The organism is Mucilaginibacter sp. P19 (assembly GCF_050632265.1).
GTDB classification, from domain to species: domain Bacteria; phylum Bacteroidota; class Bacteroidia; order Sphingobacteriales; family Sphingobacteriaceae; genus Mucilaginibacter; species Mucilaginibacter gossypii.
In genome coordinates, this window is record NZ_CP192586.1 from 3,898,548 (window position 1) to 3,922,850 (window position 24,303).

Below are 24,303 nucleotides of genomic sequence, written 5' to 3' on the forward strand. Positions count from 1 at the left end.
AGCGTTTAGCTCATTAACCTTCAGCTATCAATCCCGCATTATCCTTCAGCTCCACTCCCGACAGTTTCCGTTTAAACGCCTCATTAATTAAATAGAAGATCTTTTTTGCTGCCTTTTTATAGGTTAAACCTTTGGGGCGGATATTAGAAACACAGTTTCGTGATTCGTCTGTCAAACCGGGTTTGGGATTATAGGTAAGATATGCACCAAGACTATCCGCGGCACTTAGACCAGGGCGCTCACCAATCAAGATCAAAGACAGTTTAGCCTTCAGGCCATACCCAATATCATCGCCAATAGCTACCCTGCCTTGTTCAACCAGACTTATTGGCGCAAGCTTTAAACTATCGGCAACCAACAAAGGAATTAGCGCATCGAGCAAACCAATTGTATTTTCATTTACCGCCGTTGCAGAGAGACCATCAACTATCATAATAGCCACATCACTTTCAATACTGTAGCCGTTTAACTCATTCAATGAGGCCTCATTAAGTTTACGCCCAAGATCGGGCCGTTGCAGGTATTGCCGCCGGTCTGTTACCTGGCTATGCAGGTGCAGGATAGGCTGTTCAAAGTGTTTAAGGGAATTAGTTAGTTTGCCTGAATTTAATTCAGAGTATACAGCATCACGTGCATGCGCATGTGCCAGTTTAAACTCAAGCGACTGTTTTAAGGGGATACTCGTTCCCACCCGGCCAATAGCTATCCTTGCAGAAGTAAACTCTTGCAAGGCTTTCAAAGGTTCAATTTCATGTGGGATGTTTCGTTTCATTTTTATATATCGCCTTAGTCGCTCGGCTCCAGCCGAGTGACAACTATTAAAAGGCCTCCGGCCTGCGTATCATAAGGTTTCACGTCGGCCAGAGGCCGTAAGATAGCTGACACTCGGCCGGAGCCGAGCGACGGCGGAGGATGATACCGTATTTTTTATTTTTCGTCAGTTCAAAAAACCTTTTACCTTTCGCCTTTACCCTTTTGCCTTCAATCAAAAACCTTTCAACAACCCATGCTCCCTAACAGGCAGCATATAGCCTTTATCATCAACAATCCCCTGCTTTATCAACCACCCCTCAAACTCGGGGGCTGGTTTCAAACCTAATACTTTGCGCAGGTAAAGGGCATCATGAAACGATGTTGACTGGTAATTAAGCATAATATCATCCGAGCCCGGAATACCCATCACGAAGTTGCAACCCGCTACACCAAGCAACGTAAGCAGGTTATCCATATCGTCCTGATCGGCTTCCGCATGATTGGTATAACAAACGTCAACTCCCATGGGCAAGCCAAGCAGTTTTCCGCAAAAATGATCTTCAAGCGCGGCACGAATAATCTGTTTGCCATCATACAAATATTCGGGGCCAATAAAACCAACTACAGTATTCACCAGCAAAGGATTAAACTTACGGGCGACGGCATAGGCCCGCACCTCGCAGGTTTGCTGATCAACACAGAAATTGGCATTGGCCGATAAGGCGCTACCCTGTCCGGTTTCAAAATACATTACATTATTACCAACAGTACCCCGCTTTAACGATAGTGTGGCCTGGTAAGCTTCCTCAATCAAGCTTAAATTAACCCCGAAACTGGCGTTGGCCTTCTCTGTACCGGCTATGGATTGAAAACACAGATCTACAGGAGCACCTTCGTTAACCAATTGTAATGTGGTAGTTATGTGGCTTAGCACGCAGGTTTGTGTAGGGATATCGAAACGGTGCCGTAACTCATCCATCAACGTCAATAAACTGCTCACCGCCGCCGGACTGTCAGTCGCCGGGTTAATGCCTATAACAGCATCGCCGCTACCAAATAATAAGCCGTCGATGATGCTGGCCGCTACTCCCCGCGGATCATCAGTTGGGTGATTGGGCTGTAAACGCGTACTGAAATGTCCCTTTAAGCCTATGGTATTACGAAAGCGGGTAACCACCTGGCATTTATTGGCCATAGCAATCAGGTCTTGGTTGCGCATCAGTTTGGATACTGCAGCAACCATTTCGGGTGTCAAGCCGGGAGCTATAGTTGTTAAAATAGCACAGTCGGTTTCGTCACTTAATAACCAGTCACGTAATTCGCCAACGGTTAAATGGCCAATGTGACTAAAGGCAGCCTTATCATGATCGTCAATGATCAGGCGGGTAATTTCATCGTCCTCATAAGGGATTACCGCTTCATTTAAAAAGTTTTTAAGCGGCACATCGGCCAGGGTAATTTGTGCAGCCACTCGTTCCTCATACCCGCCGGCGCAAAGCCCGGCCAGTTCATCGCCCGAGCGGTAGGGTGACGCCTTGCCCAGCAATGTTTTCAGGTCGGGAAACTTATAAACCCGGTGATGTATGTTGTGGCGGTACATTTCTTTATATCATTATTTCACTGGTCATTGGATCATTTTTTTCAATCATTATGTCATCGGTTCATTAATCAAAAAGCGAACAAGCAAATGATTTGATGACTCAATGATTAATGACCTCCTCATCCATTGGTGCGCTCATCATATCTTCTGTTAAAGCCACTTTATGCTTGCCCATCACTATAAAAATCAGTAAAACAATTACTAATCCACCTGCAAAAATGAGGCTCATATCTGGGTTAAAATAGATTGTTGCTATTAAACATATCACACAAATAACCAAAGCTATTGCCGGGAAAACCGGGTACACCGGGGCCAAGAAGGGTCGGCTTAAACGGGGCTCCTTTTTTCGCAGTATAAACAGGCTCAGCATACTCATGATATACATAACCACTGCACCAAGTACCGAGAGCATGATGATCTGATCCGTCTTAAACTTATAAATGAAGATGGAGCTTACTACACCACTTACAACAAGCGCCCAGTGAGGCGTTTTAAACCTGTGGTTAATATCGGATAGCATCCGGGGCAAATAACCACTGCGGGCCATAGCAAACACCTGCCGCGAAGAGGCAAGAATAATACCATGCAGCGATGCTATCAGCCCAAACAAACCTATACTGGCAAATATTTTGGTTAAGCCGTTACCCTTACCCAATACTATCCCGATAGCCTCGGGCAAGGGGTAATCTAAATGGCTTAGCTTGCGCCAGTCGGTCAATCCGCCGGTTATGATCATTACACCCAGCGCTAACACTACCAGCGTTATAATAGCCGATATATAGCCGCGGGGAATATTCCTTTTGGGGTTCTCCACTTCTTCGGCCACCATCGCAACACCTTCAATGGCCAGGTAAAACCAAACCGCAAAAGGCAGGGCTGCAAACACACCAGCCCAGCCAAAGGGCATAGGATTGGTGAGGTAGTTTACCATTTTAAAATGTGGCGATACAATACCAAGGTAAAGCAGCAGCTCAATTACGGCAAGTACAGTAATGAACACCGAAAACGTAGCCGATTCCTTTACCCCAAGCATATTTAAAAGGATAAAAAGAACATTAAAGCCCATAGCGGCCTCTGCTATTGGGATAGCCGGGTATAAAAAATGCAGGTAGCTTCCTAAAGAAACTGCTACAGCAGGCGTAGCCACCAGGAAATCAACAAGGGTAGCGTAACCGGCAATTAACCCGCCAAACGGTCCCATAGCCCGATACGCATAAGCAAAAGCGCCTCCCGCATGAGGTATGGAGGCGGTGAGTTCGGTATAGCTAAAAATAAATGTAATATACATCAAGGTGATAACCAGGGTGGCTATGAGCAAACCTATAGTGCCGGATACAGCCCATCCCAAATTCCACCCGAAATATTCGCCCGAAATAACCAGACCTACGGCTATGGCCCATAAATGGATAGGTTTCAAAACCCTTTTTAAATGTTCTGTAGATGTTTCTGCCATGCGCCGCCGTTATAAATAATATTTTATCGCCTTAAATTACTCAACAGGCAGGTTAAATCAAAATTACGGTACATTATGGAATTGTTAAGCCATACTTTTCCGAAAAATACAACAAGTTCCGGCGTCTTCTTTTACAAAAAAGCTCATAAACTAAAATAAGAGGCAAACAACAATCGTTAGCAAACAAAACAGCCGATAAAACTTAATTTATCGGCTGCAATTCTATTATAAAACAATTAATAGTTAACGATTAGGATATCACTCCCCTATTTACACCATCAGCTTATCCTTCAAATATCCCATACTGGCTGTAATACTTGCAAAGGCATCTTTAGGCATATCATGCTCTACAAAAAAGTGTTGCATACCTGCTGATTTAGCCGCTGCAAAAATTGGTTTAAAATCAATAGTGCCGCCTCCTACAGGTTGTATATTCTGCCTGCCTGCATCCAAATCTTTCACATGCCAAAGCGGGAAACGACCGGGATGTTCCTTAAACATTTCTACCGGATTTTTACCTGCCTTAACAGCCCAGGCCAAATCAAGCTCCATTTTTACATTACCTGCATCTGTTTCGCTTAATAATAAATCATAAGGCACTTTACCATCAACCGCGTGGAACTCCATATCGTGATTATGATATGCAAACTGGATGCCGGCTTTTTTAGCAGCTTCTCCCGTTTTGTTCAGCACCTCAATGGTCGATTTTATTTCATCAAGCGTAGCCGTAGGCGAATTGGCACAAACCAGGTATTGAACGCCGCCTTCAGCAACCTCGTCAATCACCTGCTGCATATTATCGCGCAGGTTCAATACAGGAGGCAATACCATCGGCTTACCATCTGCACCTGCAGGCATTTTTGCTCCCGGTGGCAGTTTAAACGGAGCGCCAAGAACATGGTGCGAGGTCCAGCTCATACCCAGGTCATTCACCATAGCTTTAAATTCTTTAGGCTTCATACCATAATAGCCGCCTTTTTTACTAAAAGCCGATTCCAATTCCTTGTATCCTATAGCCGCAATTTTGCTCAGCGTGCCCTTTACATCTTCGTCAATAACGCCGAAAAAAGTAAACAACTGCAGTCCTACAGGATGATGCTCCATGTTACTCAAAAAACTTGCTGCTTTACCCGATAAAGCCATGCCGCCAAGCACCAATGCACCGGTGCCTTTAATAAAATTTCTTCTGCTGTAAATCATGCTTGATAATGGTTAATAATTAACTGGTACAGTAAAGCTAATTAATTAATAATAAGCCAGGAAATTTTATTGTGTCTTTTTTACACAATAATTCATATCAAGCTAAAAGTATCATGCTGAAAGTTGATTGACAGACGGAAGCTTTAATATTTATCTGCAGCAATCCCACCACGACACAATGTTGATTTATAGCGCTGCGCCGGGTTTATCATATACATAAACGCTACTCCAGGTACAAACAATTGGCTATCAAGCCCGTCCAGCCGGTTTGATGTGCGGCACCTAAACCAAGACCTGTATCGCCATCAAAAAATTCATAAAACAAAATGTGATCTTTAAAATGCGGATCGGTTTGCTGTTTTGGATTTTTGCCGTAAACTGGTCGTTCACCATTTTCGTTTTTCATAAACAGTTTGGAAACCCGGGCATATAGTTCGTTGGCTACCTCTTTCAGGTTCATAAAGTTGCCAGATCCGGTCGGGCATTCTATTTTAAACTCATTTCCATAAAACATATGGAACCGGTGCAAACTATCAATGATCAGGTAATTGATAGGCATCCAGATAGGGCCGCGCCAGTTACTGTTGCCACCAAATAAACCGCTGTCACTCTCGCCCGGCACATAGGATATGCCAAATTCAACTCCATTTACCGAAACGTAATAAGGATGTTTAAGATGATACTTTGAAAGTGAACGGATCCCATAATCGCTCAAAAACTCGTTTTCATCCAACATGTATTTGAGCAATGATTTCATCCTATAGCCGCGCAGCAAACTAATCAGGTGTTTACCGTTGCTTCCCTTCTCGTTCCAGCGCGAAACCAGCGAGGCAAGATCGGGCCGGTTTTCGGCAAACCATTTCATACGATCTTTAAATACCGGGCTCTCCATAATATCTTTCTCGTCCAGCACTTCAGTAGCAAACAGAGGAATCAATCCTACTATACTTCGTACCCGCATTTTTACAGAACCATCATCAGGAAAACGGATCTGGTCATAAAAAAAGCCATCGTCATCATCCCAAAGGCCTTCATTGTTTTCGCCCAGGTTTGACATGGCCCCTATAATATAAATAAAATGCTCAAAAAACTTTGAAGCAATATCAGCGTAAGCTTTGTCGGTTTCGGTAAGCTCGGTGGCAATACGCAGCAAATTAAGCGAATACATGGCCATCCAACTGGTACCATCGGCCTGTTCCAAATGCTGCCCGGATGGTAAATGCATATTACGGTCGAAAACACCGATATTATCCATGCCCAGGAAACCACCCTCAAAAATATTATTCCCCGATTGGTCCTTACGATTAACCCACCAGGTAAAATTTAGCATGAGTTTGTGAAAAACCCGCTCCAGGAAATAGGTATCCCCTTTACCGTTATTGTTTTCTTTATCGGTTTTATAAACGTTCCATACAGCCATGGCATGTACCGGAGGGTTAACATCACCAAAGTCCCATTCATAGGCCGGCAACTGGCCGTTAGGGTGCATATACCAATCGCGGGTAAGCAAAATCAACTGATTTTTGGCAAAGGCCATATCAATGGTTGCCAGCGGCAGGCAGTGAAAAGCAAGGTCCCAGGCGGCAAACCAGGGATATTCCCACTTATCGGGCATTGAAACAATATCGCGGGTATTAAGATGCGTCCATTTACTGTTTCGGGCTTTTTGCCTTTGCGCAGGCGGGCGGGGCATCCCCTTATCACCGCTAAGCCAATGGCGGATATCTGAATAGTAAAACTGCTTGTTCCATAACATGCCGGCAAAAGCCTGCCGCTGAATAAGGCGGCGATCGGGGTTCATGGTAGCGCCATGAATATCGTTATAAAACTGGTCGGCCTCTGTTTGGCGAACAGCAAAAACTTCGTCAAAATCCTCAAAACTATAATTTGCGTCTTCAGACAGTCGCAAGCGTATGGTTACGCTTCGCCGCGCCGGGATATTTAAATCGTAGTTTATAGCTGCTTTGGTACCCATGTTTTTAGGATTTACAGTATCGGCAGCATGAATAATGTAATCGTTTATACCATCCTTATAATACTTTCGGCCATCGTCATAATTATAAAGCCTGCGCGAGTTAGTTTCATTATCACAGAACAGGAGTTGAGCTTGCCCTTCGACGTGCAGCCACATCTGCCCAAGGTCTTTATGAAAAATGCTGATCACTTTATCCGAAGAAGCACAAAGATCTGGTTTGCGCGAATCATATCCCCAAGCCCAGGTATTGCGGAACCATAAAGTAGGCATTACATTAAGCGGGGCATCCTCTTCACTCCGGTTATGAATAGTTATTTTAATGAGGATATCTTCCTGCGCGCTTTTGGCATATTCGGTAAAAACATCAAAATATTCGTTGCGATCAAATATCTCCGTGTCCATCAGTTCAAATTCTGGATCCTGGCGGCCGCGGTGTTTGTTCTCATCAACTAACCATTTGTACGGAAACTCGTTTTGCGGATATTTATACAACGTTTTCATGTACGAGTGTGTAGGTGTACTATCCAGATAGTAGTACATCTCTTTCACATCCTCGCCATGATTACCTTCGGGGTTGCTTAAACCAAAATATCGTTCTTTAATTATAGGGTCTTTCTTATTCCACAATGCTATTGCAAAACACAGATATTGCTGCCTGTCGCAGATACCGGCTATACCTTCCTCGCCCCAGCGATAAGCTTTGCTGCGGGCCATATCATGGGTTATGTAGTTCCAGGCATCACCATTTGCACTGTAATCCTCCCTCACGGTACCCCACTGCCTATCACTTACATAAGGCCCCCATTTTTTCCAGCCTGTATCCTTTAACCTTGATTGTTCTGCATTCATAGTATAGATGACAATTTACACTATCCCTAATTTAAGGTAAGTGTTTCGCAAAGTAGATTTAATTAAGGAAAGTTACAGATATAAAAGGCAGGTTTTACTGTTTAATGAAGAAAGCGAAGGATTTGGAGCGTGGTATTTTTAAAATCGCTTTTTGTTGTCTGGTCGAAGTTTAGCGGTAGCTTAACTTCGACCCAAAATAAGTTAAGCTTTCAGCTTAACTACGATACCCTATGCTACGATTTCATAAATTAGCTTACAAGCTCCGCTACAGAAGCAGAATGCTTCCATAGTTATAGATCTAAGTTACGCTACCGCTAAACTTCCACCATTGTCCAATCGATGCAGCCTTTTTCGGAGAACAACCCACTGCAAACTAAAAACTGCCAACTGATTTATGCCAAGGCATTCCTTAAAAACCTGAGCCAGTTGCCATGCATCATATTTTGGATATCCGCATCCGTATAGCCACGTTTTTTTAACAGATCCGGTACTTTTTGCAAATCGGCAATTGTTTCCAGGTCATAAGGGCACTGCTCCCTGCCAAAAGCGCCGTCAAGATCGGTACCCATGCCTACGTGCAGGGCATTACCGGCTATCTGGCAAATATGATCGATATGATCAACCATAACTTCCATATTACAATTCATACCTTTTGGGGTAGATACGCCCCTTACCCATCCGGGCACCATCATCCAGGCATCAAGGGCCGCGCCTATAACTGCTCCGCGATCAATCAATGCTTTGATCATCTCATCGCTGTACTGGCGGTTATGATTTACCAGTGCCCGGCAATTGTTATGACTTGCCCAAACGTGCCCGCTAAAATGATCGAGTGCTTCCCAAAAACTATCATCACAAAGATGGGTAGCGTCTAAAATAATATTCAGGCGTTCCATTTCTCTAAGCAGTTCATGACCTTTAGGCCCCATATAGCCAGTAGCATCAGTACCCTGGGCATACCTGCCGTGGCCATAATGCGCAGGGCCAACAGCCCGCAAGCCATAATTATAAGCGCGCTCCAAATGCTTCACGGTCACTATCGAATCGGCACCTTCCAAACTCAAAATATACCCAACCGGCTTTTTTCTGACGGGGTACCATCATTCCAAAGTTCTAAATGTTTGTCAAGCGATGGCAGATCGTTCACCTGCACCATTTCGCCGGCATCTTCCATAGCCTTGTACCAGGCTACCTGTCCCTGGGTTTGCGCCCAGGCCTGCTCGGGCGAGTGCCAGCCGGGCAACGGGTTACCAGGTGCTACATAACGCCCAATCTGGGTAGCTACTACCAGGCCAATATTCCCTTTACGCAATTCGGGCAGGGTAACAACAGCATTGGCACGATCTGGCTTGTCGGTTAAGCCTTCTTCGCGTTGGTTTACTTCAACAAGCGGGCGCGTAAGGTCGCGGTTCCACTCCAGGGCGTTCATGCTTAAATCTAAATGGGCATCTATAACAAACATGGTATCAGGGGTATTTAAATGGTAATTTTGCGGTCGCGGGCCTTGTTAAGCCACTCACCGGTAACATTTTCGTTTTCGATAGTATAAACGCGCTCGTACAGCGCTACAGTAGGACAAACATGATGCGGAATACCATAAAGTATATCACCCACCTGATATTGGTGGTTAGCCCCTGCTTCAACTACCAGATGCTCCTCACTTTGGCTTAACGGGTAAAGTCCGGGTGCATTTAAAAAGTAAATGCGTTTACTCAATTCATTCTCGGCTGATATCGACTTATGACCCACATCCAGACAAAGCTTTGTTGGGCCAGGCAGAGAAATTACCCGCGTAATAACCAGTGCCGCGGGTAAAAAACCTTGCTCGGGCATACCCACCTGGTAACCTTTATCCCAGTAAACAAACGTGCCAGGACTACATTCAACATAATGACGTTTGGCATGGATAGGAAAGGTTGGTGAACCTCCGGCTACGATGACCGGTTCGGGATAGCCTTTACTTTTTACAGTTTGCTGCAACTTAAGCACAGGATCAAATGCAAAGTTACAGCGTTCGGCCCGTTTCTGCAGGTCTACATCGTGAATGTGACCATCATAAGCATGCAAACCCACGGGGCTAATGCCTGGCAGTACACGGCAATCCATATAAAGTTGAAGGGCTTCAAAACCTGGCGTTATGCCTGTGCGGTTCATACCTACGTTCAAATCCAGATATACGTCGATATTAGCATTAAATCTTACCGCTTCGTCAGAGATTTCCTTTGCCGACGCGGAGTTATCAACCAAACATGAAAAACGCGTTTGCGGATAAGCATGGATCAACCTGATGAACCGGTGCAGCTTAGGACCCTGGGGTTGATAAGCCAGCAAAACATCAGGAGCTTTGCTCATGGCCAGCAGTTCGGCCTCGGCAATGGTGGCACATTTGAACTTACTGATGCCTGCCTCCAGCAGCAAAGCGGTAACTTCGGCATTTTTATAGGTTTTAACATGTGGGCGCAAACGCTTAATATCATCAATCATGCCGGTAAGCATGGCTATGTTTGTTTTAACCCTGTCGGGATAAACCACCAGTGCCGGGGTATCCAGCTTATCAAGATCCTGTATATTATACCAGTTGGGGGTCATGGATTAAGTATTTTTTCATGTAGAGGCGCATAATTGCGACTCCGAACATCCAAAGCCGTCTGCATAGTGCCCTTGCAAAAGGGAGACGCAATTATGCGTCTCTACAGAATGGAAATTGTAGATTTTATTCTAATTCAAACAGAGCTTCAATCTCAACAGGGATATTATCAGGTAATGAGCCCATACCCACCGCGCTGCGTACGCCTATGCCGTTCTCCTCGCCCCAAATTTTGGCAAAAAGTTCGCTGGCGCCATTTATGATAAATGGGTGCTTTTCAAATTCGGGTGTACAGTTAACCATACCCAGCACTTTTATAACACGTTTTATCTTATTGAAACTGCCGATGTTGGCTTTAATGGTAGCAAGCATAGTTAAACCAACCTGTTGCGCGGCAAGCTTGCCATCTTCCTGGCTTACTGTTTCACCAATGCGGCCAATAATCAGTGAAGCATCATCCTGTACCGGACCATGGCCCGACAGGTATAAATATTTGCCATCAACTAAACATGGTTTATAAACGCCAAGTGGTTTTGGTGCAGGCGGCAGGTTTAATCCCAGCGCTGCAAAGTTTTCTTCGGGAGTGTTCATGAACGTAAAACTATTGTTTTTAAGTAAAAAAGTGTCCATAAAAAATAATTTTACGCGAATGCTGCCTACAGGACAGAATTTATTCGAATTACACGAATTAAAAGAGCTAAAAATAATTCGCACAATTAATTTATTCGGAAATTCGAATTCAAAGTTTGTTCTGCAAATAGCAGATTTTAGGTAATTCGATCTGATTCGGAAAATTAGTACTAAATAAAAAAGCCGGGGATCTCACTCCCGGCTTCACCAAATCAACTAAGTAGTATATATAATCTCAAAATTTAAACGACACTCCAAAATTGATAGCATAATCGGCAAATGCAGCGTCGCCGATAACGTATTTACCGGTGGCTATCGAGTTTTCTTTATCAGTAACACTTTGTGTGCGGTCGCGCTTCAGGGCGATGGGCACGCTGGCAAAGATATTTACCCTTTTAAATGCGTAGCTCAGGGCAGGCTCTGCAGAAATGATATAACCCGGACGGCGGAAAGCGTCGCTTTTACCTATCAGGTCATGAACGGGGATCCCCTCAATACGGCCACCAGCTGATATAGTGAACACATGCGCTATGGTATAATTAACACCTAAACGGGCCAGGTACTGATCGGGCACACTTGAAATAGCTTCGTTGGCCAGTGTTGCGCTCAAAGTTTCACGATAAGTGCGGGTACCGTTGGTATTGCGCGGGTTGCTCATATAATACAGGTTACTATACCCGCTAAAGCCGCTGCCAAAACCCAGGTAACCGTTTGCTTCGGCAATGATACCCAAACCGCCATCCCCTAACTGAATGGATTGATCAACAGGGCGCTCGGAAGGGATGACGTTGTAAAAATGTGATTTATAATTAAAATCACCGGTAGGCAACTTGATACCTAAACCAACCTGGATATTTCCCCTCGTTTTACGGCTATCAAACAACCACCTGTTAACAACGATGCGGGCATCGCCAATACCCTGCGAGTATGAATTATGGCGCTCTTTACCGCCGTGCTCATATAATGAAGAGCGGGTATTAACAAGATAAGGTACACCAACAGATACTGACCAATACTGGTTAAAATTACGGGTAAGATTTAGATCAAAAGTATGTTGATGGTTGATCACCTCGTTACCTATCACCAGGCGTTGCTTCTGCTCGTCACTACCTTTAAAGTGGCGAAACGATTTAAAATAACGCCATGAAGCGGTAAGCTCCCAACCTTTGTATGAAGTATCCTGCGTAGTATGTTCCATGTTACTGAATGGGCCATCTCCTTTAATAGCAACGCAGCCTTGCGCGTGTACACGGTTATAGGTAAGCAGCAGGCACGTCGCTACGCAAAAGAGAAATTGTAAAGTATGTTTCATAATATGTTGTTTAAGTGTAATTGCAACTTGTAAGCAGTGGTTGAATAAAGCCGGGGTCTCAATGCCGGCTTTAAAATCAACCAAAACAATTTTCTATTTAATTCTAAAAGTTATCCCCACGTTGATGGCATAATCGGCAAATGCGGCATCGCCCTGAGTATAAGTTCCTGTTAAGTTGGTTGTAATTTTATCCGGTACGCTTTGCGTGCGGTCGCGTTTTAATGCTACAGGTACAAAAGCGTAAATTGAAAATGATTTAACACGGTAAGTAACACCCGGCTCGGCAGAGATGATATATCCGGGCCTGCGGAAGCCATTGCTCCCTCCTACAAGGTCATGCACGGGCAAACATTCATAACGTACACCGGCCGAAAAATCAAACTTGCTGACGCCGTAGCTTGCACCGCCGCGGATCATTACCTGGTCGGGCACGCTCATAACATCACTGCCGTTGGCAACCGCTTTGGCACTTGGTGCACCGCCACGGGCCGATGATACACCATTTTGCTCCCTTGGACTGATGAGATAGTAAAACCCGCCGTATAGGCCAAACCTGTGTGTAAAATTGTAATAAGTATTGATCTCAGTGGTGATACCTGTGCCACCATCACCCAATTGGATAGATTGATCAACAGGACCAAGCGTTTTGCCATCGTTGGCAGCAGTATGGTAAAAATAATCCTGGTAATTGTAGTTTCCGGTTGGCAGCTTGATACCCAGGCCAACCTGGATATTGCCACGGCGGGCCTTTACAGGGTTTAATAACCAGGCATATGCTGTTAAACGTACATCGCCCAAACCAAAGGAATGTGTTTCCAAACGCTCCTTACCTCCATGCTCATATAATGATGAACGGCTGTTATCAACTATAGGTAAATCAACAGCAAACGACCACCGATTATTAAATATGCGGGTTAAAGTTAAATCCTGCGTATAGGAATGATTAATAACATTGGTTCCTTGTTGAATTCGTTGTTTTTGCTCCTTGGTACCAACAAAGTGTTTATACGAGCGAAAGTAACGGTTATTGCTGTTTAACAACCAGCTGCCATTGTTGGAAACACTATCGGGATGTTCATCCATAGTGCATAAACCGCCTGTGCTTCTAATAGCGACACAACCTTGCGCATTTACCTTGGCAAAGGTTGTAAATAGGATAACCGTTGTAACGCCAATAAATTTCAGTACCAGTTTTTTCATAGTATTATTAAAAGTGTTTTTGTGCAATTGTTTAGTTAATATGTTTGCAAAGCAGGGTAACTTTTTACCCTGTTCAATAAGCTTTTTTATGTTTTGATGGATTAACTTGCTCTTAAATGTGATGTATGTTTAAAAGGCCAGAGAATATAACCAGCCGGTGCTTTTTTAACCGCAAACCACAAGGCCAGCAATACACCATAGCTCCCGCCGCGTTCTACCCACTCAAACATTTCGTATTTTGGATAAAAGAGCTCGCTGGATATTTTCCATATAATAAAAACGAGGAGTATATTTTTAAAGGGACGAATAAGCACTGTTAACGCAGCCAGCACCTCAAACAAGCCAACAAACTGGGCCGTTTTAGCCGGTTCAGCAAAACCAAGCGTATGGTATTGACTTAATAAACCTTGCTTTTGGATAAGGTTGAGCCAGCCATGGCCTATTAGCAGCAAAAATGCAAATACCCTTAACCAGGTAATAACTTTAGCCAGGGTTTCGGCATTGATACTAACATTATCATCCATACGGGCAAGCCATTGTTTTTTACCTAATGGGAACCCTCCCTGTACCAACAGTAAAGCAAACGGTGCACCGTAGTTGCCGGCACGTTCAATGAACTCGGCAAAAGGTTCGCCCGACAGTGGGCGCATAGATGCAGTAGCCAGTCCCCAAACCACCAGCCATGCAGCTATGGCACGGGTTGGATAAACCAGCATAGAAATGCCCATTAATATGTCCACGGTACCTACATAAGGCATCAGTGTATAGGCCATTTCTTTACCTATGCCGACAACACCAAAGTAGTTACACCAAATTTGTTTGGTTATAATACCAAAGCAACCGTGCCCTATAAAGCACATAGCTACCGCGAGCCGAAGCGTGTGATATATTTTCTGATCGTTTGTTAAGCTGCGCATTGTTTATTCTGTCCTCAATTCAACATCCTGTTATTTTGCGTCTGCCCCATCAGCCTTACCTCTGTTAACTGCATACTGGCCAACTTTATTTCCGGTTACCAAACCAACTTCGCAGTCGCTCCGATAGTGAATAGCCCCGTACAACCTTGACATAGCCGCCGCATGCGCCATATCGGTGAACTTACTCCCCCTATCGGGCAGCAAATAGGTTAGTACAGTAGCAGCCGAACCGCTAAAGTTAGAGTGACCTGACGTATACGCCGGAAAATTTGGCACCCCAGTTAATGTTTTGATATTTGGGTTAGCCTGCGACGGGCGCTGGTTAAAGTAAAAATATTTAGTATCCCAACATACAATAGCGGCATCCATTTGGGCCATGTTCAACAACGCAAAGTTACGTGCCCAGCGTACTTCGCTGTAATTTTGTTTTACAAATTCATCAGCTGCAATAGCATTCCAGTGACCTGTAGGCGTATAAGTACCGGCACCATCGGCCCAGAAAGCAACCAGCTCTTCATGATCGCGGCTATGGTCTTTACTGAATGACAATACTTCTTCTGTTTCTTTTTTAAACTCGGCCGAATTTGTTGCGTATGGAGCCGGGGGCCTGATTGCAGCTACAGTAGTTGAATCGAACAAGAAAGGCGTAACTTTTGAAAACAACGGCAGCATTGGTGGCCTTTTGGGGGTTTCCAGGCTCACCCAAAATTGCTCGCCTTTTGCAGCGGTGATGGTTTCAAAGTTTTTCCAGATAGCGGGAGAACCGCCGGCTTTGCCTGCACCGTCATTACGGGCGCGGGTAGCAAATATGGCGGCTACCTGCCTGCCTAACGATTCGCCGGCAGCAAATTCGCCACGGGTATTAGCTCCTGATGCCATCCTGTATAATCTTTCTTCATCAACCTTTTGTTGTATAAAGGCTACATCCGCAGGAAATAATAATTTCATGATCTCAGATGTCGCACCAGATACTACCGCGTCCTCGCTTGGGTACGAAGGCAGTTCGGATGCCGGGATCAGTGCTTTAACACCTGAGTCGTTTTTATATGGCGCCGTACGTTTATAAACGTTTTTGAAATGCCATGCAGCTATCAGCGCATCATATTGTGCAGCACTTACATAAGCGTAGGCACGTGCAGCATAAGGAGGGTTTGAAAACGGAAATTCAGGGTAATTAAAAGGATTGGTAGAACTTGGAGCCGGATAAGTACCATCAGGGTTCTGGTATGGTGGTATATTATGTTTGGCTACAAGCTCGCGCAAAATCTCATTCCATCTTAATACAGAGCCCGCGCTCCAATATTGGATCTTTGACTGCTGATCACTGGTTAGATTTTTCTGTAATCCTTTAATCTCGTTCAGATCGGCTACATAGGCCGGTGATGTAACAGCATCAGGCGCGGCTACGTTCAACACACTAAAATCTTTAACCAGCACCGGGTTCCAGGTATCGGCAGTAAGGTCAAGATTTGAGGGTTTAAGCGCCGGGTATAACGCAGTGCGGTCTAAAATATCTTTCCTGCACGAACTAAACGTTGCCGCTGCCAACGCTGTAATTGTAAATATATTAAGTATCGTTTTTTTCATTTCATTGATCATTGATTATCCAACTGCTAATTACTTCTCCTTTTTGGTGCTAAACACATAGTACACACCTGCAAATCCCGACCGGGTTTGGCCTACATTACGTCCGTTTAAAACATAGTTACCGCCTGCAGTAAACTCAAGTCCGCTGATAGACTGGAAACTGTATTTCAATATTAAACCAACAGCTGTGCTATTCATGCGGTTACTTGGAAAAGGCATATCGTTTTTACGGATATCAAAGCCGCTTGTACTTGTAATCTTTGTAAAAGTGGCCTCGGCATTAAATTTGAGGCTGCGGTAGCCACTGCTAAACATAAAGTTGGTAGCGTTTGGTAACTGCACCTCATTGGTGTAATGCATTTCGGTAGTGTAGTATGAATTTCTGTCGATAGTAATATTATCGCGGCGAATGTACTGACCTGAGCCTGCCACAAAGAATCTGCCTGTTTGATAGTTAAGCAAGGCGCGTAAGGCTACGCTTTTGCTATGCAAGCCTACAGATAAAGGCAAAAAATCGGCTTGATAATTGGCTAAAGGCAATGAACCCGTAGCTATGGCATGAACGCTAAATAAACCACTGCCTATCTCCTCTTTTACGGCCATCCATTTAAACGAAACCATAAGGTCCTGAAATGACTTTTCGCCTCTTAAAGTACCGGCCGAAGCGTTGGTAGTTACATAAGGAACCATGAATAGCAGGTTGATCCGGTTTGAAAGACCGTAATTACCACCCAGGCTGTAAACATTTGTACTCACGGTACCCAAATTTGGATTATCCCGTTTAAAAGTACCTTCCCAGTAATGGTCCCAACTCCCATGGGTATATACTGCGGCGGCACAAAAATAATTTTTAGGGATCATCAATGCATCAGCATCGGTTTGGGCTTTGGCACATTGTGCAACAGCCAATAAAAAAGAAACTACAATACAACATCTGTAAAAATACAGCGACATAAATTTCATTACGTTTAAATAAAGGGTATAACTAAATTGGTAAAACAAAAGCCGGATCAACATTATCAACTGAAATCGCTTAACCACCGATTTGTTGATAATACATCAGCATTAGTGAGCATGATCAAAGCCGTAAATGAAATTGTTGTATCTAAAATTAGCAGCACAGGTGATGTGCAGATTCAAACAACAAAATGATAAAAAACCTTTGCGTCCCTTAAAGTACAGGCACACAAATTAATTTAACTCATAATTTACAGGCAATAATCAGCAGGCAATGTTTGGAGGTTTGCCGGGCGACTCGATGAAGGGTGAATTTACATGGTAGGCTATAGGGCGTGGTTTTACCTTTAATGTCCTTCCGTAAGATAAGAATTGATAATGCATAACCTGGAAGCTGTATTCGCCCCCGGCGTTTATCTTTTTTGCGATGAATCGTGTCCCTTTTTACTTAAGGGCACATCGCTTATTTCTTTGGCAATAATGAGGTTTGCATTAACCAAACGGGTTTTAACGCTATTGGCTATACAAATAAATGACATAGTGTCCTGTGTAACTTTATACCGCAGGTAATTGTAGTATACCCCTTTTAGCTGCAATTGCCCCTGATCACGAACATACCCACTCCAACTGTGGATTTTTGGAAGATGTACAGGAATCTTGATCTCTACAAGTTTGGTAGCGTCAACCTTATTTTCATAGATCTGCTTAACAATTTGCACTTCGGACCGGTGAATAAAATACTCAAATACTAAACTGTATCCGCCCAAATTGAACAGATGTACGTTTAATAAAAGTATCGCTATAAGCTTCTTCACCAAAATAAATTTTGTTAGGGTATATAATTGCCAGTAAATATATGTAACAATATTGTTAAAACAAATAAAAAGTAAAATTGTATCAATTACAATTAAAAGCCAGCCTGATTAGGATTTTGCCAATTCACATTAGATATATTTGCGGTTATTAACCCGTAAACTATGGATCTGATAACTCAACCCTGGCCCTGGTATGTATCCGGTCCGCTAATAGGCCTTATTGTACCAGCCCTACTTATTATCGGGAATAAAACTTTTGGTATCTCGTCATCACTGAAGCACATCTGTGCGGCATGTATTCCAGCCAATATATCCTTTTTTAAGTATGATTGGAAAAAGAAAACTGGAACATGTTTTTTGTAGTCGGCATTGTTTTGGGCGGCTTTCTGGCTGCACAATATCTTTCTGCTAATCATCCGGTTAATATCAATCCGCAAACCCATGCATTGCTGCAACAACAGGGAGTTAAAGATTTTAATGGTTTATTACCAAAGGATATCTTCAGTTTTGGTGAACTGCTTACCTTAAGGGGTTTTATTTTTATGGTGGCAGGGGGCTTTTTAGTGGGCTTTGGCACCAGGTATGCCAACGGCTGCACATCCGGCCACGCCATCATGGGAATCTCGAACCTGCAATGGCCATCGCTGGTGGCAACCTGCTGTTTTATGGCAGGAGGTTTCATCATGAGCTGGTTTATTTTACCTTACCTTTTACGTTTATAATATGCAAAACATTAAATATTTGTTTGCAGGCCTGCTTTTTGGCATATTGCTGGTAAAATCGGAGGTGATCTCCTGGTTCAGGATCCAGGAAATGTTCAGGCTGCAATCGTTTCATATGTATGGTATCATTGGCAGCGCTATTATTGTAGGGATGATCTCCGTTATGATTATTAAACATTTTAAGATCAAAACCCTTACCGGCGACGCTATTGTTATTCCCGACAAAAAATTTAGCTGGGGCAATGTATATGGCGGGCTGATATTTGGCTTAGGCTGGGCAATTACAGGCGCCTGCCCTGGTCCGCTGTTTGCGCAGATTGTAAGTGGAAGTGGCTTTGCAGTTACTGCGGTTACGCTTTTAAGCGCTATTTTGGGGACATGGGTTTATGGCTTGCTCAGAGAAAAATTACCACATTAAATTAAGTTCATGCAAAGGCGCGAAGCAGCGAAATATTTACAGACCCTTAAATATCACTTTATGATCCAACAAAAAAAGATCCCGATTTCAAATATTTTCAGCATCCTCATTATGGCATTGGCGTTGTTGGTAATTTTTAATCCAAATGCAAAAGGTTATCTGATCAGGGGCCTCATGTCGCTGGATTTTTTCCAGCCCGATCCCGGAGGGTACGTTAAGCATCACGAAAACTTTACCAACGTACCGGATATCCAGTTTAAAGATGCAGGCGGTAATACCATATCGTTAGGCACCCTAAAATCTAAAGTGGTATTTATAAACTATTGGGCTACCTGGTGCCCTCCCTGCATCGCAGAAATGCCTAAGGTAAATGAACTCTACAAAAAATTCAGGAACGATCCAAAAGTAGCCTTTCTTTTGGTTGATGTAGATAACGATCTGCCTAAAGCCAAAGCTTTTATGCTTAAAAACGAGTATGACCTACCTTTATATACACAGGAGAGCAATGTACCCGGCACTTTATTAGATGGAACTATCCCTACTACCCTCGTATTTGATAAAGAGGGCAAGCTTATTTATAAGCACTCCGGCGCGGCAGATTATAGCAATGAAAAGTTTGAAGAGTTTATAAGGAACAACCGTTGATTAATTTAATTTCACTGATTCCGTTGATTTTTCCTTGAATACATCAATCAGGTTTTAAGGGCTAAATATCCAAGATCATTCTTCTAAAATAACACGCTGTCAATCCCAAAAACGTTGGCCAGTCCTGCAGCGCATCAGCGAAATCCATGCAATCAAAACATCAACGGTAATTTTTATTGTTATTTTAACACTTATTAACAAATTTTTCTTTTCTTTACTGCACAATCAGTTAAATCCTAAGTTTCAATGAAAAAGAACCCGTTTTTACAACTCGGCGTTATCGCTTTGTCTTTATTGAGCTCGGCATCCTTCGGGCAAACAGGTACACTTAATATCAGTACCGATTCAAAAACAACCATTAGCAAGCACATTTACGGCCAGTTTGCCGAGCACCTCGGTCATGGCATTTATGGAGGTTTTTGGGTTGATAAAACCCTACCTGTAAAAAAGCAGGACCGCATCAGGCTTGACATTGTTGATGCCCTTAAAAAGATAAAGGTCCCTAACCTGCGCTGGCCCGGCGGATGCTTTGCCGACGAGTATCACTGGCGCGATGGCATCGGCCCCGCAACTGCACGCCCGCGTATGGTAAATACCAACTGGGGCGGCATTACCGAAGATAACAGCTTTGGTACACATGAATTCCTGGAACTTTGCGACTTGTTGGGCTGTGAGCCTTATATAGCAGGTAACGTAGGCAGCGGTACGGTTGATGAAATGTCGAAGTGGATTGAATACTTAAACTCAAATAGCAGCAGTACTGTAGTGCAATTGCGTAAAAAGAACGGACACCCGGCACCCTACAAAGTAACTTATTGGGGTGTGGGCAACGAGAGCTGGGGCTGTGGCGGTAATATGACACCTGAATATTACTCCGACCTGTTTAAACGCTATGCATCATTTGCCAAGGATTACCCAGGTGCTAAACTGAAAAAAATAGCCAGCGGGCCAAACTCTGATGATTACCGTTGGACAGAAGTTTGTATGAAAAACATCTCGAGCGGTATGATGGCAGGTTTATCGTTGCATTATTATACCATACCAACAGGTAATTGGGGCAAAAAAGGTTCGGCAACTAACTTTGACGAAAAAGAATACTTCAGCACTATGGTAAACTGCCTTAAAATGGAGGAGCTGGTTACCAAACATTCGGCCATTATGGACAAATATGACCCTGAAAAAAAGTGGCCCTTGTTGTTGATGAGTGGGGTGTTTGGACTGATCCTGAACCAGGAACAAACCCTGGTTTTCTTTACCAACAAAACAGCTTGCGCGACGCTTTAATAGCGGGCACAACGCTAAACATATTTAACAACCATAGCGACCGTGTTAAAATGGCCGCACTTGCACAAACCATTAATGTGCTGCAGGCTTTGATATTAACTGATAAAGAAAAAATGGTGCTCACCCCTACTTACCATGTGTTTGATATGTACAAGGTGCACCAGGATGCCAAATACCTGCCCATTAAGTTGAGCGCGCCTGATTATGAAGTTGACGGCAAAAAAATTGAAGCTGTAAATGCATCTGCTTCGCAGGATGCGGCCGGCAAGGTACACATCTCATTAGTTAACCTTGATCCGCACAATACTATTACCATTACAACCGGCCTTAGCGATATAAAATGGCAAACCGTTAGCGGTCAGGTATTAACCTCGGCTAAGTTAACTGATGTTAATACATTTAAAGATGCCGATAAAATCCACCTGAACACTTTTACCGGAGCTAAAAAAGACGGTGACAAACTGGTAGTAAGTCTGCCTGCAAAATCAATCGTAACACTCGAATTGCAATAAATCCTTTCCCCTAAATACAAAAGAGGCCGCATCAAATACAAATGATGCGGTTTTTTTTATTACATATAAAGCAATTGAACAAACACGAATAATCAACCTATTGGTTTTAAGCTATACGTATTCTGCTTTTAACTTTATAATAGCTCACGGTTTTTTCTTAAAGTTTAAGTGCAGAGGCTTTTCAGACTAAATGTCAAAAACCTTTGAAAGCTTTTGACACAGCCCATCATGATCATACAATTAAATCAAAAAAATCCACCTGCTATTGCTAACAGGTGGATGGGGATATAAATTAAAACAATAAACTCTTAAGCCAAATTGCGCCCGGCATTTACAATACCGTAAACCGTACGGATCACCAGCTTGTTATAAACATCATTAAGCTCGGTATCCTTTTCATAATTGATACATTGCAGGGCGTAGTGCTGAATGATCACCAGCGGTAACACTATTTTTTCGCGAATAGCAATAGAACGACGTTCAACCGGATATTCTTCCATCAGTACGGTGCTGCCGGTTAGTTCAAGCAACATTTCGCGGGTAAGAATAAACTCATCGCGAAGCATTTTCCAGAAAGCGCCAAATTTTTCATCCTGTTCCAGGTACGCTGTAACCCTGAAGTCCGACTTCGACATCGACATCATACAGTTATCCAGCATAGTTTTAAAGAAACCCGAAGTTTGATAAAGCTCTTTAATCTCGTCCCAACCGCCAGTTTCTTTAACCTGTTTAAGTGCTGTACCCACACCATAAAAACCGGGGATACTTTGTTTTAACTGACTCCATGAAGTTACAAAGCTGATAGCCCTAAGGTCTTCCAGTTTCAATTGAGCCCCTGCATTACGTTTAGTTGGGCGGCTGCTGATATTAATCCTTGATAATAATTTCAGTGGACTGAATTTTTCGAGGTATTCAACAAACAGCGGATGTGCACGCAGATCAATAAACAGCTTATAGCTTACATCGGCCATTTGCTGAATGAGTTCCTTATGACGGTTATCCAGCAGATCGTTACGGTTAGGGTGCAAAGCTGAGATAATACCTGCGTTGATCAGTTGCTCCATATTAAATTGGGCAGTTTCAACCGAACCATATTGCGAACTAACGGTTTGCCCCTGTATAGTTAACTGGATATGCTCGTTAGCAATTTCTTTACCCATCGATGCATAAAAACGGTGTGTTTTACCACCACCGCGGGCAGGTGGCCCTCCCCTGCCATCAAAAAACGCCAGCTGGATGCCGTATTTGCGGGCCATCGCGGTAAGCTCAACTTTAGCTTTATATATTGACCAGTTAGCCATCAGGTAACCGCCATCCTTAGTACTATCCGAAAAGCCAAGCATAATAGTTTGCTGGCTCCCCCTGTTTTTCAGGTGCTCGGCATAAAACGGATGGGTATATAATTGTTCCATGATGCTTGCAGCATGTTCCAGATCGTTCACGGTTTCAAACAGCGGCATAAAATCGATACTTAAGCTGTCTTTTTTCCACCCACTCCATAAAAACAGGTTAATCAACTGCAAAATATCCGAAGCGCGCTGACAGTTACTGATAATGAAACGCTGGCACGCCCTTTCACCATTACCCTGTTGAATTTGCTTAACCAACCTGATGGTATCCAGTGTATCGTGGATCATAGCATCTTTTTCCTCTTTAGGGCAAACAAAATCGGCCTCTTTAAAAGTGATGCTCTTTATTTTATCTTCTTCGCTTAGTTCCGAATAACCTTCCGCTACGCCTGTGTCAATATTTTGGGTTCCATATTCAAACACTTTACGTAAAATACGGCTGTCCTGCCTGATATCAAGTGTTGCAAAATAACATCCAAAAAGGCGTACCTTCTGGATCATGTCCTCAACAATATTCACAAACAAACCATCGTGATCCCGAAGGATAACTTCTTTTATAGAAAGCAGCAGCTCCAACAGTTCGCCTTGAAGATCAACCGGGGTTAATTGTTCGTTAGCGTTTTTGTAAAACAGCGTTTCCAGTTTAGTCATGGCTTCCTCAACACCGCGGAAAGTAATTCGGCGTTTAAGTACCCTGAAATCGCGGTAGTAACACCTGAACAGGCGCTGCCTTAAAAAGCTGGCAACTTCTTTAGTGGTTTGAGTTGTTACGTTAGGATTACCATCACGGTCGCCGCCCGGCCAAAAACCAAGCTCCAATATCTGGCGGCTTGCAGCGTCAATATCAAACTCCTCTTCCAGTTTTGACTGGATCCCAGATACGGCATGATAAAATATATTTTCCAGGAACCAGGAAAGGCTGATAGCCTCATCAACCGGTGTCGGCGATGTTTTATTAAAGAATGGCGTTTTACCTAATTGCTGCAGCAATACATCAATATTATTAATATCGTTGGTTTTTACAGCTTCAATTAAATCCGTCATGATGCCAAGCACCGTACCTGGATAAAACTGCGTAGGGTGAGCAGTAAGCACCAGGCGTAACGAAAAATCTTTTAATTTTTCACTGATATCCTGCCGGCTTTCATCACTGATGGCTGCATGCTGCAACAAGCTTTGCAGGGTACCACTGTCATCAAACTTACCTATTTTATTAAATGACGAATCTTCAATGGCGTCAAATAAAACCACCTGCCGTTCAATGTACTGAATAAACCTGAACATGCGGTTAATCTGCTCGCGATGATCGATATCCGGTACATACTTTTCAAAAAACGACTCGATAATATCTGTCGGCGAATCATGGGTGATAGCGCCTTTCTCACAATGTGAACTAAAAAACGGTAATAAGATCCCTGTATCCTTTACCTGGTAAAACGGAAGTGTTTGAAACAAACTGTTATATAACTCAAATCGGGTAACAACCTCGTTATTGAAGGCTGCTTCTCTTTGGCTGAGTTTTAACGTTGGCGACATAG

General features: G+C 43.5%; 21 protein-coding genes. 5 read left to right on the forward strand and 16 right to left on the reverse strand.

The window, feature by feature from the left end:
- Positions 1-13: 13 nt before the first annotated feature.
- From eutC to ACQ86K_RS18925, 15 genes are all read right to left on the reverse strand, one after another.
- A complete protein-coding gene (gene eutC / locus ACQ86K_RS18855) occupies positions 14-772 on the reverse strand; it encodes an ethanolamine ammonia-lyase subunit EutC (RefSeq protein WP_091162614.1) in 759 nt (252 codons plus the stop codon).
- A 213-nt stretch (positions 773-985) separates the two neighbouring features.
- Positions 986-2,353 carry an ethanolamine ammonia-lyase subunit EutB gene (locus ACQ86K_RS18860; RefSeq protein ID WP_091162613.1) on the reverse strand — a complete coding sequence of 456 codons (1,368 nt, stop codon included), beginning with the start codon at positions 2,351-2,353 and terminating at the stop codon, positions 986-988.
- A 100-nt stretch (positions 2,354-2,453) separates the two neighbouring features.
- Positions 2,454-3,806 carry an ethanolamine permease gene (eat, locus tag ACQ86K_RS18865; protein ID WP_091162612.1) on the reverse strand — a complete coding sequence of 451 codons (1,353 nt, stop codon included), beginning with the start codon at positions 3,804-3,806 and terminating at the stop codon, positions 2,454-2,456.
- Between the two features lie 270 nt (positions 3,807-4,076).
- The gene (locus ACQ86K_RS18870) at positions 4,077-5,006 is read right to left on the reverse strand and encodes a sugar phosphate isomerase/epimerase family protein (RefSeq protein ID WP_091162611.1); all 930 of its coding nucleotides are present in this window, start codon (positions 5,004-5,006) and stop codon (positions 4,077-4,079) included.
- Between the two features lie 223 nt (positions 5,007-5,229).
- Positions 5,230-7,830 carry an MGH1-like glycoside hydrolase domain-containing protein gene (locus tag ACQ86K_RS18875; protein ID WP_091162610.1) on the reverse strand — a complete coding sequence of 867 codons (2,601 nt, stop codon included), beginning with the start codon at positions 7,828-7,830 and terminating at the stop codon, positions 5,230-5,232.
- A 392-nt stretch (positions 7,831-8,222) separates the two neighbouring features.
- Positions 8,223-8,894 carry a dipeptidase gene (locus ACQ86K_RS18880; protein ID WP_431198545.1) on the reverse strand — a complete coding sequence of 224 codons (672 nt, stop codon included), beginning with the start codon at positions 8,892-8,894 and terminating at the stop codon, positions 8,223-8,225.
- Complete coding sequence (locus ACQ86K_RS18885; protein WP_431198546.1) at positions 8,891-9,292, reverse strand: hypothetical protein; 402 nt, start codon at positions 9,290-9,292, stop codon at positions 8,891-8,893. Before ACQ86K_RS18885 ends, ACQ86K_RS18880 begins: the two co-directional genes overlap by 4 nt.
- Positions 9,293-9,306: 14 nt before the next feature.
- On the reverse strand, positions 9,307-10,419 hold the full coding sequence (locus ACQ86K_RS18890) for a D-TA family PLP-dependent enzyme (RefSeq protein ID WP_091162608.1): 1,113 nt from the start codon (positions 10,417-10,419) through the stop codon (positions 9,307-9,309).
- 124 nt (positions 10,420-10,543) lie between these two features.
- Positions 10,544-11,047 carry a RidA family protein gene (locus ACQ86K_RS18895; protein WP_223266270.1) on the reverse strand — a complete coding sequence of 168 codons (504 nt, stop codon included), beginning with the start codon at positions 11,045-11,047 and terminating at the stop codon, positions 10,544-10,546.
- Positions 11,048-11,282: 235 nt separating this feature from the next.
- Positions 11,283-12,359 (reverse strand): hypothetical protein, encoded by a 1,077-nt coding sequence (locus ACQ86K_RS18900; RefSeq protein WP_091162916.1) that lies wholly within the window; start codon positions 12,357-12,359, stop codon positions 11,283-11,285.
- Between the two features lie 93 nt (positions 12,360-12,452).
- Positions 12,453-13,559, reverse strand: a complete 1,107-nt coding sequence (locus ACQ86K_RS18905; protein WP_091162606.1) for a hypothetical protein — start codon at positions 13,557-13,559, stop codon at positions 12,453-12,455.
- A gap of 101 nt (positions 13,560-13,660) precedes the next feature.
- Positions 13,661-14,476: a hypothetical protein gene (locus tag ACQ86K_RS18910; protein WP_091162605.1), complete on the reverse strand. Its 816-nt coding sequence runs from the start codon at positions 14,474-14,476 to the stop codon at positions 13,661-13,663.
- A gap of 30 nt (positions 14,477-14,506) precedes the next feature.
- Positions 14,507-16,063, reverse strand: a complete 1,557-nt coding sequence (locus ACQ86K_RS18915; protein ID WP_091162915.1) for a phosphatase PAP2 family protein — start codon at positions 16,061-16,063, stop codon at positions 14,507-14,509.
- A gap of 30 nt (positions 16,064-16,093) precedes the next feature.
- Complete coding sequence (locus tag ACQ86K_RS18920; RefSeq protein WP_208102495.1) at positions 16,094-17,026, reverse strand: transporter; 933 nt, start codon at positions 17,024-17,026, stop codon at positions 16,094-16,096.
- 407 nt (positions 17,027-17,433) lie between these two features.
- Complete coding sequence (locus ACQ86K_RS18925; RefSeq protein WP_431198547.1) at positions 17,434-17,835, reverse strand: hypothetical protein; 402 nt, start codon at positions 17,833-17,835, stop codon at positions 17,434-17,436.
- Between the two features lie 329 nt (positions 17,836-18,164).
- Here ACQ86K_RS18925 and ACQ86K_RS18930 point away from each other — a divergent pair, with 329 nt between their 5' ends.
- The 5 genes from ACQ86K_RS18930 to ACQ86K_RS18950 all read left to right on the forward strand — a co-directional run bounded on the left by ACQ86K_RS18930 (position 18,165) and on the right by ACQ86K_RS18950 (position 21,416).
- Complete coding sequence (locus ACQ86K_RS18930) at positions 18,165-18,557, forward strand: YeeE/YedE family protein (RefSeq protein WP_431198548.1); 393 nt, start codon at positions 18,165-18,167, stop codon at positions 18,555-18,557.
- A 1-nt stretch (position 18,558) separates the two neighbouring features.
- Positions 18,559-18,975 (forward strand): DUF6691 family protein, encoded by a 417-nt coding sequence (locus tag ACQ86K_RS18935; RefSeq protein ID WP_091162602.1) that lies wholly within the window; start codon positions 18,559-18,561, stop codon positions 18,973-18,975.
- A 60-nt stretch (positions 18,976-19,035) separates the two neighbouring features.
- Positions 19,036-19,620 carry a TlpA family protein disulfide reductase gene (locus tag ACQ86K_RS18940; RefSeq protein ID WP_431198549.1) on the forward strand — a complete coding sequence of 195 codons (585 nt, stop codon included), beginning with the start codon at positions 19,036-19,038 and terminating at the stop codon, positions 19,618-19,620.
- A gap of 246 nt (positions 19,621-19,866) precedes the next feature.
- Positions 19,867-20,904 (forward strand): alpha-N-arabinofuranosidase, encoded by a 1,038-nt coding sequence (locus tag ACQ86K_RS18945; RefSeq protein WP_431198550.1) that lies wholly within the window; start codon positions 19,867-19,869, stop codon positions 20,902-20,904.
- Positions 20,805-21,416, forward strand: coding sequence for an alpha-L-arabinofuranosidase C-terminal domain-containing protein (locus ACQ86K_RS18950; RefSeq protein WP_431198551.1), 612 nt, complete (start codon positions 20,805-20,807; stop codon positions 21,414-21,416). Before ACQ86K_RS18945 ends, ACQ86K_RS18950 begins: the two co-directional genes overlap by 100 nt.
- A gap of 308 nt (positions 21,417-21,724) precedes the next feature.
- Here ACQ86K_RS18950 and ACQ86K_RS18955 read toward each other — a convergent pair whose 3' ends face one another.
- Positions 21,725-24,301 carry a phosphoenolpyruvate carboxylase gene (locus ACQ86K_RS18955; protein ID WP_091162599.1) on the reverse strand — a complete coding sequence of 859 codons (2,577 nt, stop codon included), beginning with the start codon at positions 24,299-24,301 and terminating at the stop codon, positions 21,725-21,727.
- Positions 24,302-24,303 lie beyond the last annotated feature (2 nt).

Coding starts and splice junctions, on each gene's coding strand:
- ACQ86K_RS18955 (WP_091162599.1), bottom strand. CDS start 24,301: ATGTCGCCAACGTTAAAACTCAGCCAAAGAGAAGCAGCCTTCAATAAC.
- ACQ86K_RS18935 (WP_091162602.1), top strand. CDS start 18,559: ATGCAAAACATTAAATATTTGTTTGCAGGCCTGCTTTTTGGCATATTG.
- ACQ86K_RS18870 (WP_091162611.1), bottom strand. CDS start 5,006: ATGATTTACAGCAGAAGAAATTTTATTAAAGGCACCGGTGCATTGGTG.
- ACQ86K_RS18900 (WP_091162916.1), bottom strand. CDS start 12,359: ATGAAACATACTTTACAATTTCTCTTTTGCGTAGCGACGTGCCTGCTG.
- ACQ86K_RS18895 (WP_223266270.1), bottom strand. CDS start 11,047: ATGGACACTTTTTTACTTAAAAACAATAGTTTTACGTTCATGAACACT.
- ACQ86K_RS18875 (WP_091162610.1), bottom strand. CDS start 7,830: ATGAATGCAGAACAATCAAGGTTAAAGGATACAGGCTGGAAAAAATGG.
- ACQ86K_RS18920 (WP_208102495.1), bottom strand. CDS start 17,026: ATGAAATTTATGTCGCTGTATTTTTACAGATGTTGTATTGTAGTTTCT.
- ACQ86K_RS18890 (WP_091162608.1), bottom strand. CDS start 10,419: ATGACCCCCAACTGGTATAATATACAGGATCTTGATAAGCTGGATACC.
- ACQ86K_RS18945 (WP_431198550.1), top strand. CDS start 19,867: ATGAAAAAGAACCCGTTTTTACAACTCGGCGTTATCGCTTTGTCTTTA.
- eutC (WP_091162614.1), bottom strand. CDS start 772: ATGAAACGAAACATCCCACATGAAATTGAACCTTTGAAAGCCTTGCAA.
- ACQ86K_RS18860 (WP_091162613.1), bottom strand. CDS start 2,353: ATGTACCGCCACAACATACATCACCGGGTTTATAAGTTTCCCGACCTG.
- ACQ86K_RS18885 (WP_431198546.1), bottom strand. CDS start 9,292: ATGTTTGTTATAGATGCCCATTTAGATTTAAGCATGAACGCCCTGGAG.
- ACQ86K_RS18905 (WP_091162606.1), bottom strand. CDS start 13,559: ATGAAAAAACTGGTACTGAAATTTATTGGCGTTACAACGGTTATCCTA.
- ACQ86K_RS18940 (WP_431198549.1), top strand. CDS start 19,036: ATGATCCAACAAAAAAAGATCCCGATTTCAAATATTTTCAGCATCCTC.
- ACQ86K_RS18910 (WP_091162605.1), bottom strand. CDS start 14,476: ATGCGCAGCTTAACAAACGATCAGAAAATATATCACACGCTTCGGCTC.
- ACQ86K_RS18915 (WP_091162915.1), bottom strand. CDS start 16,063: ATGAAAAAAACGATACTTAATATATTTACAATTACAGCGTTGGCAGCG.
- eat (WP_091162612.1), bottom strand. CDS start 3,806: ATGGCAGAAACATCTACAGAACATTTAAAAAGGGTTTTGAAACCTATC.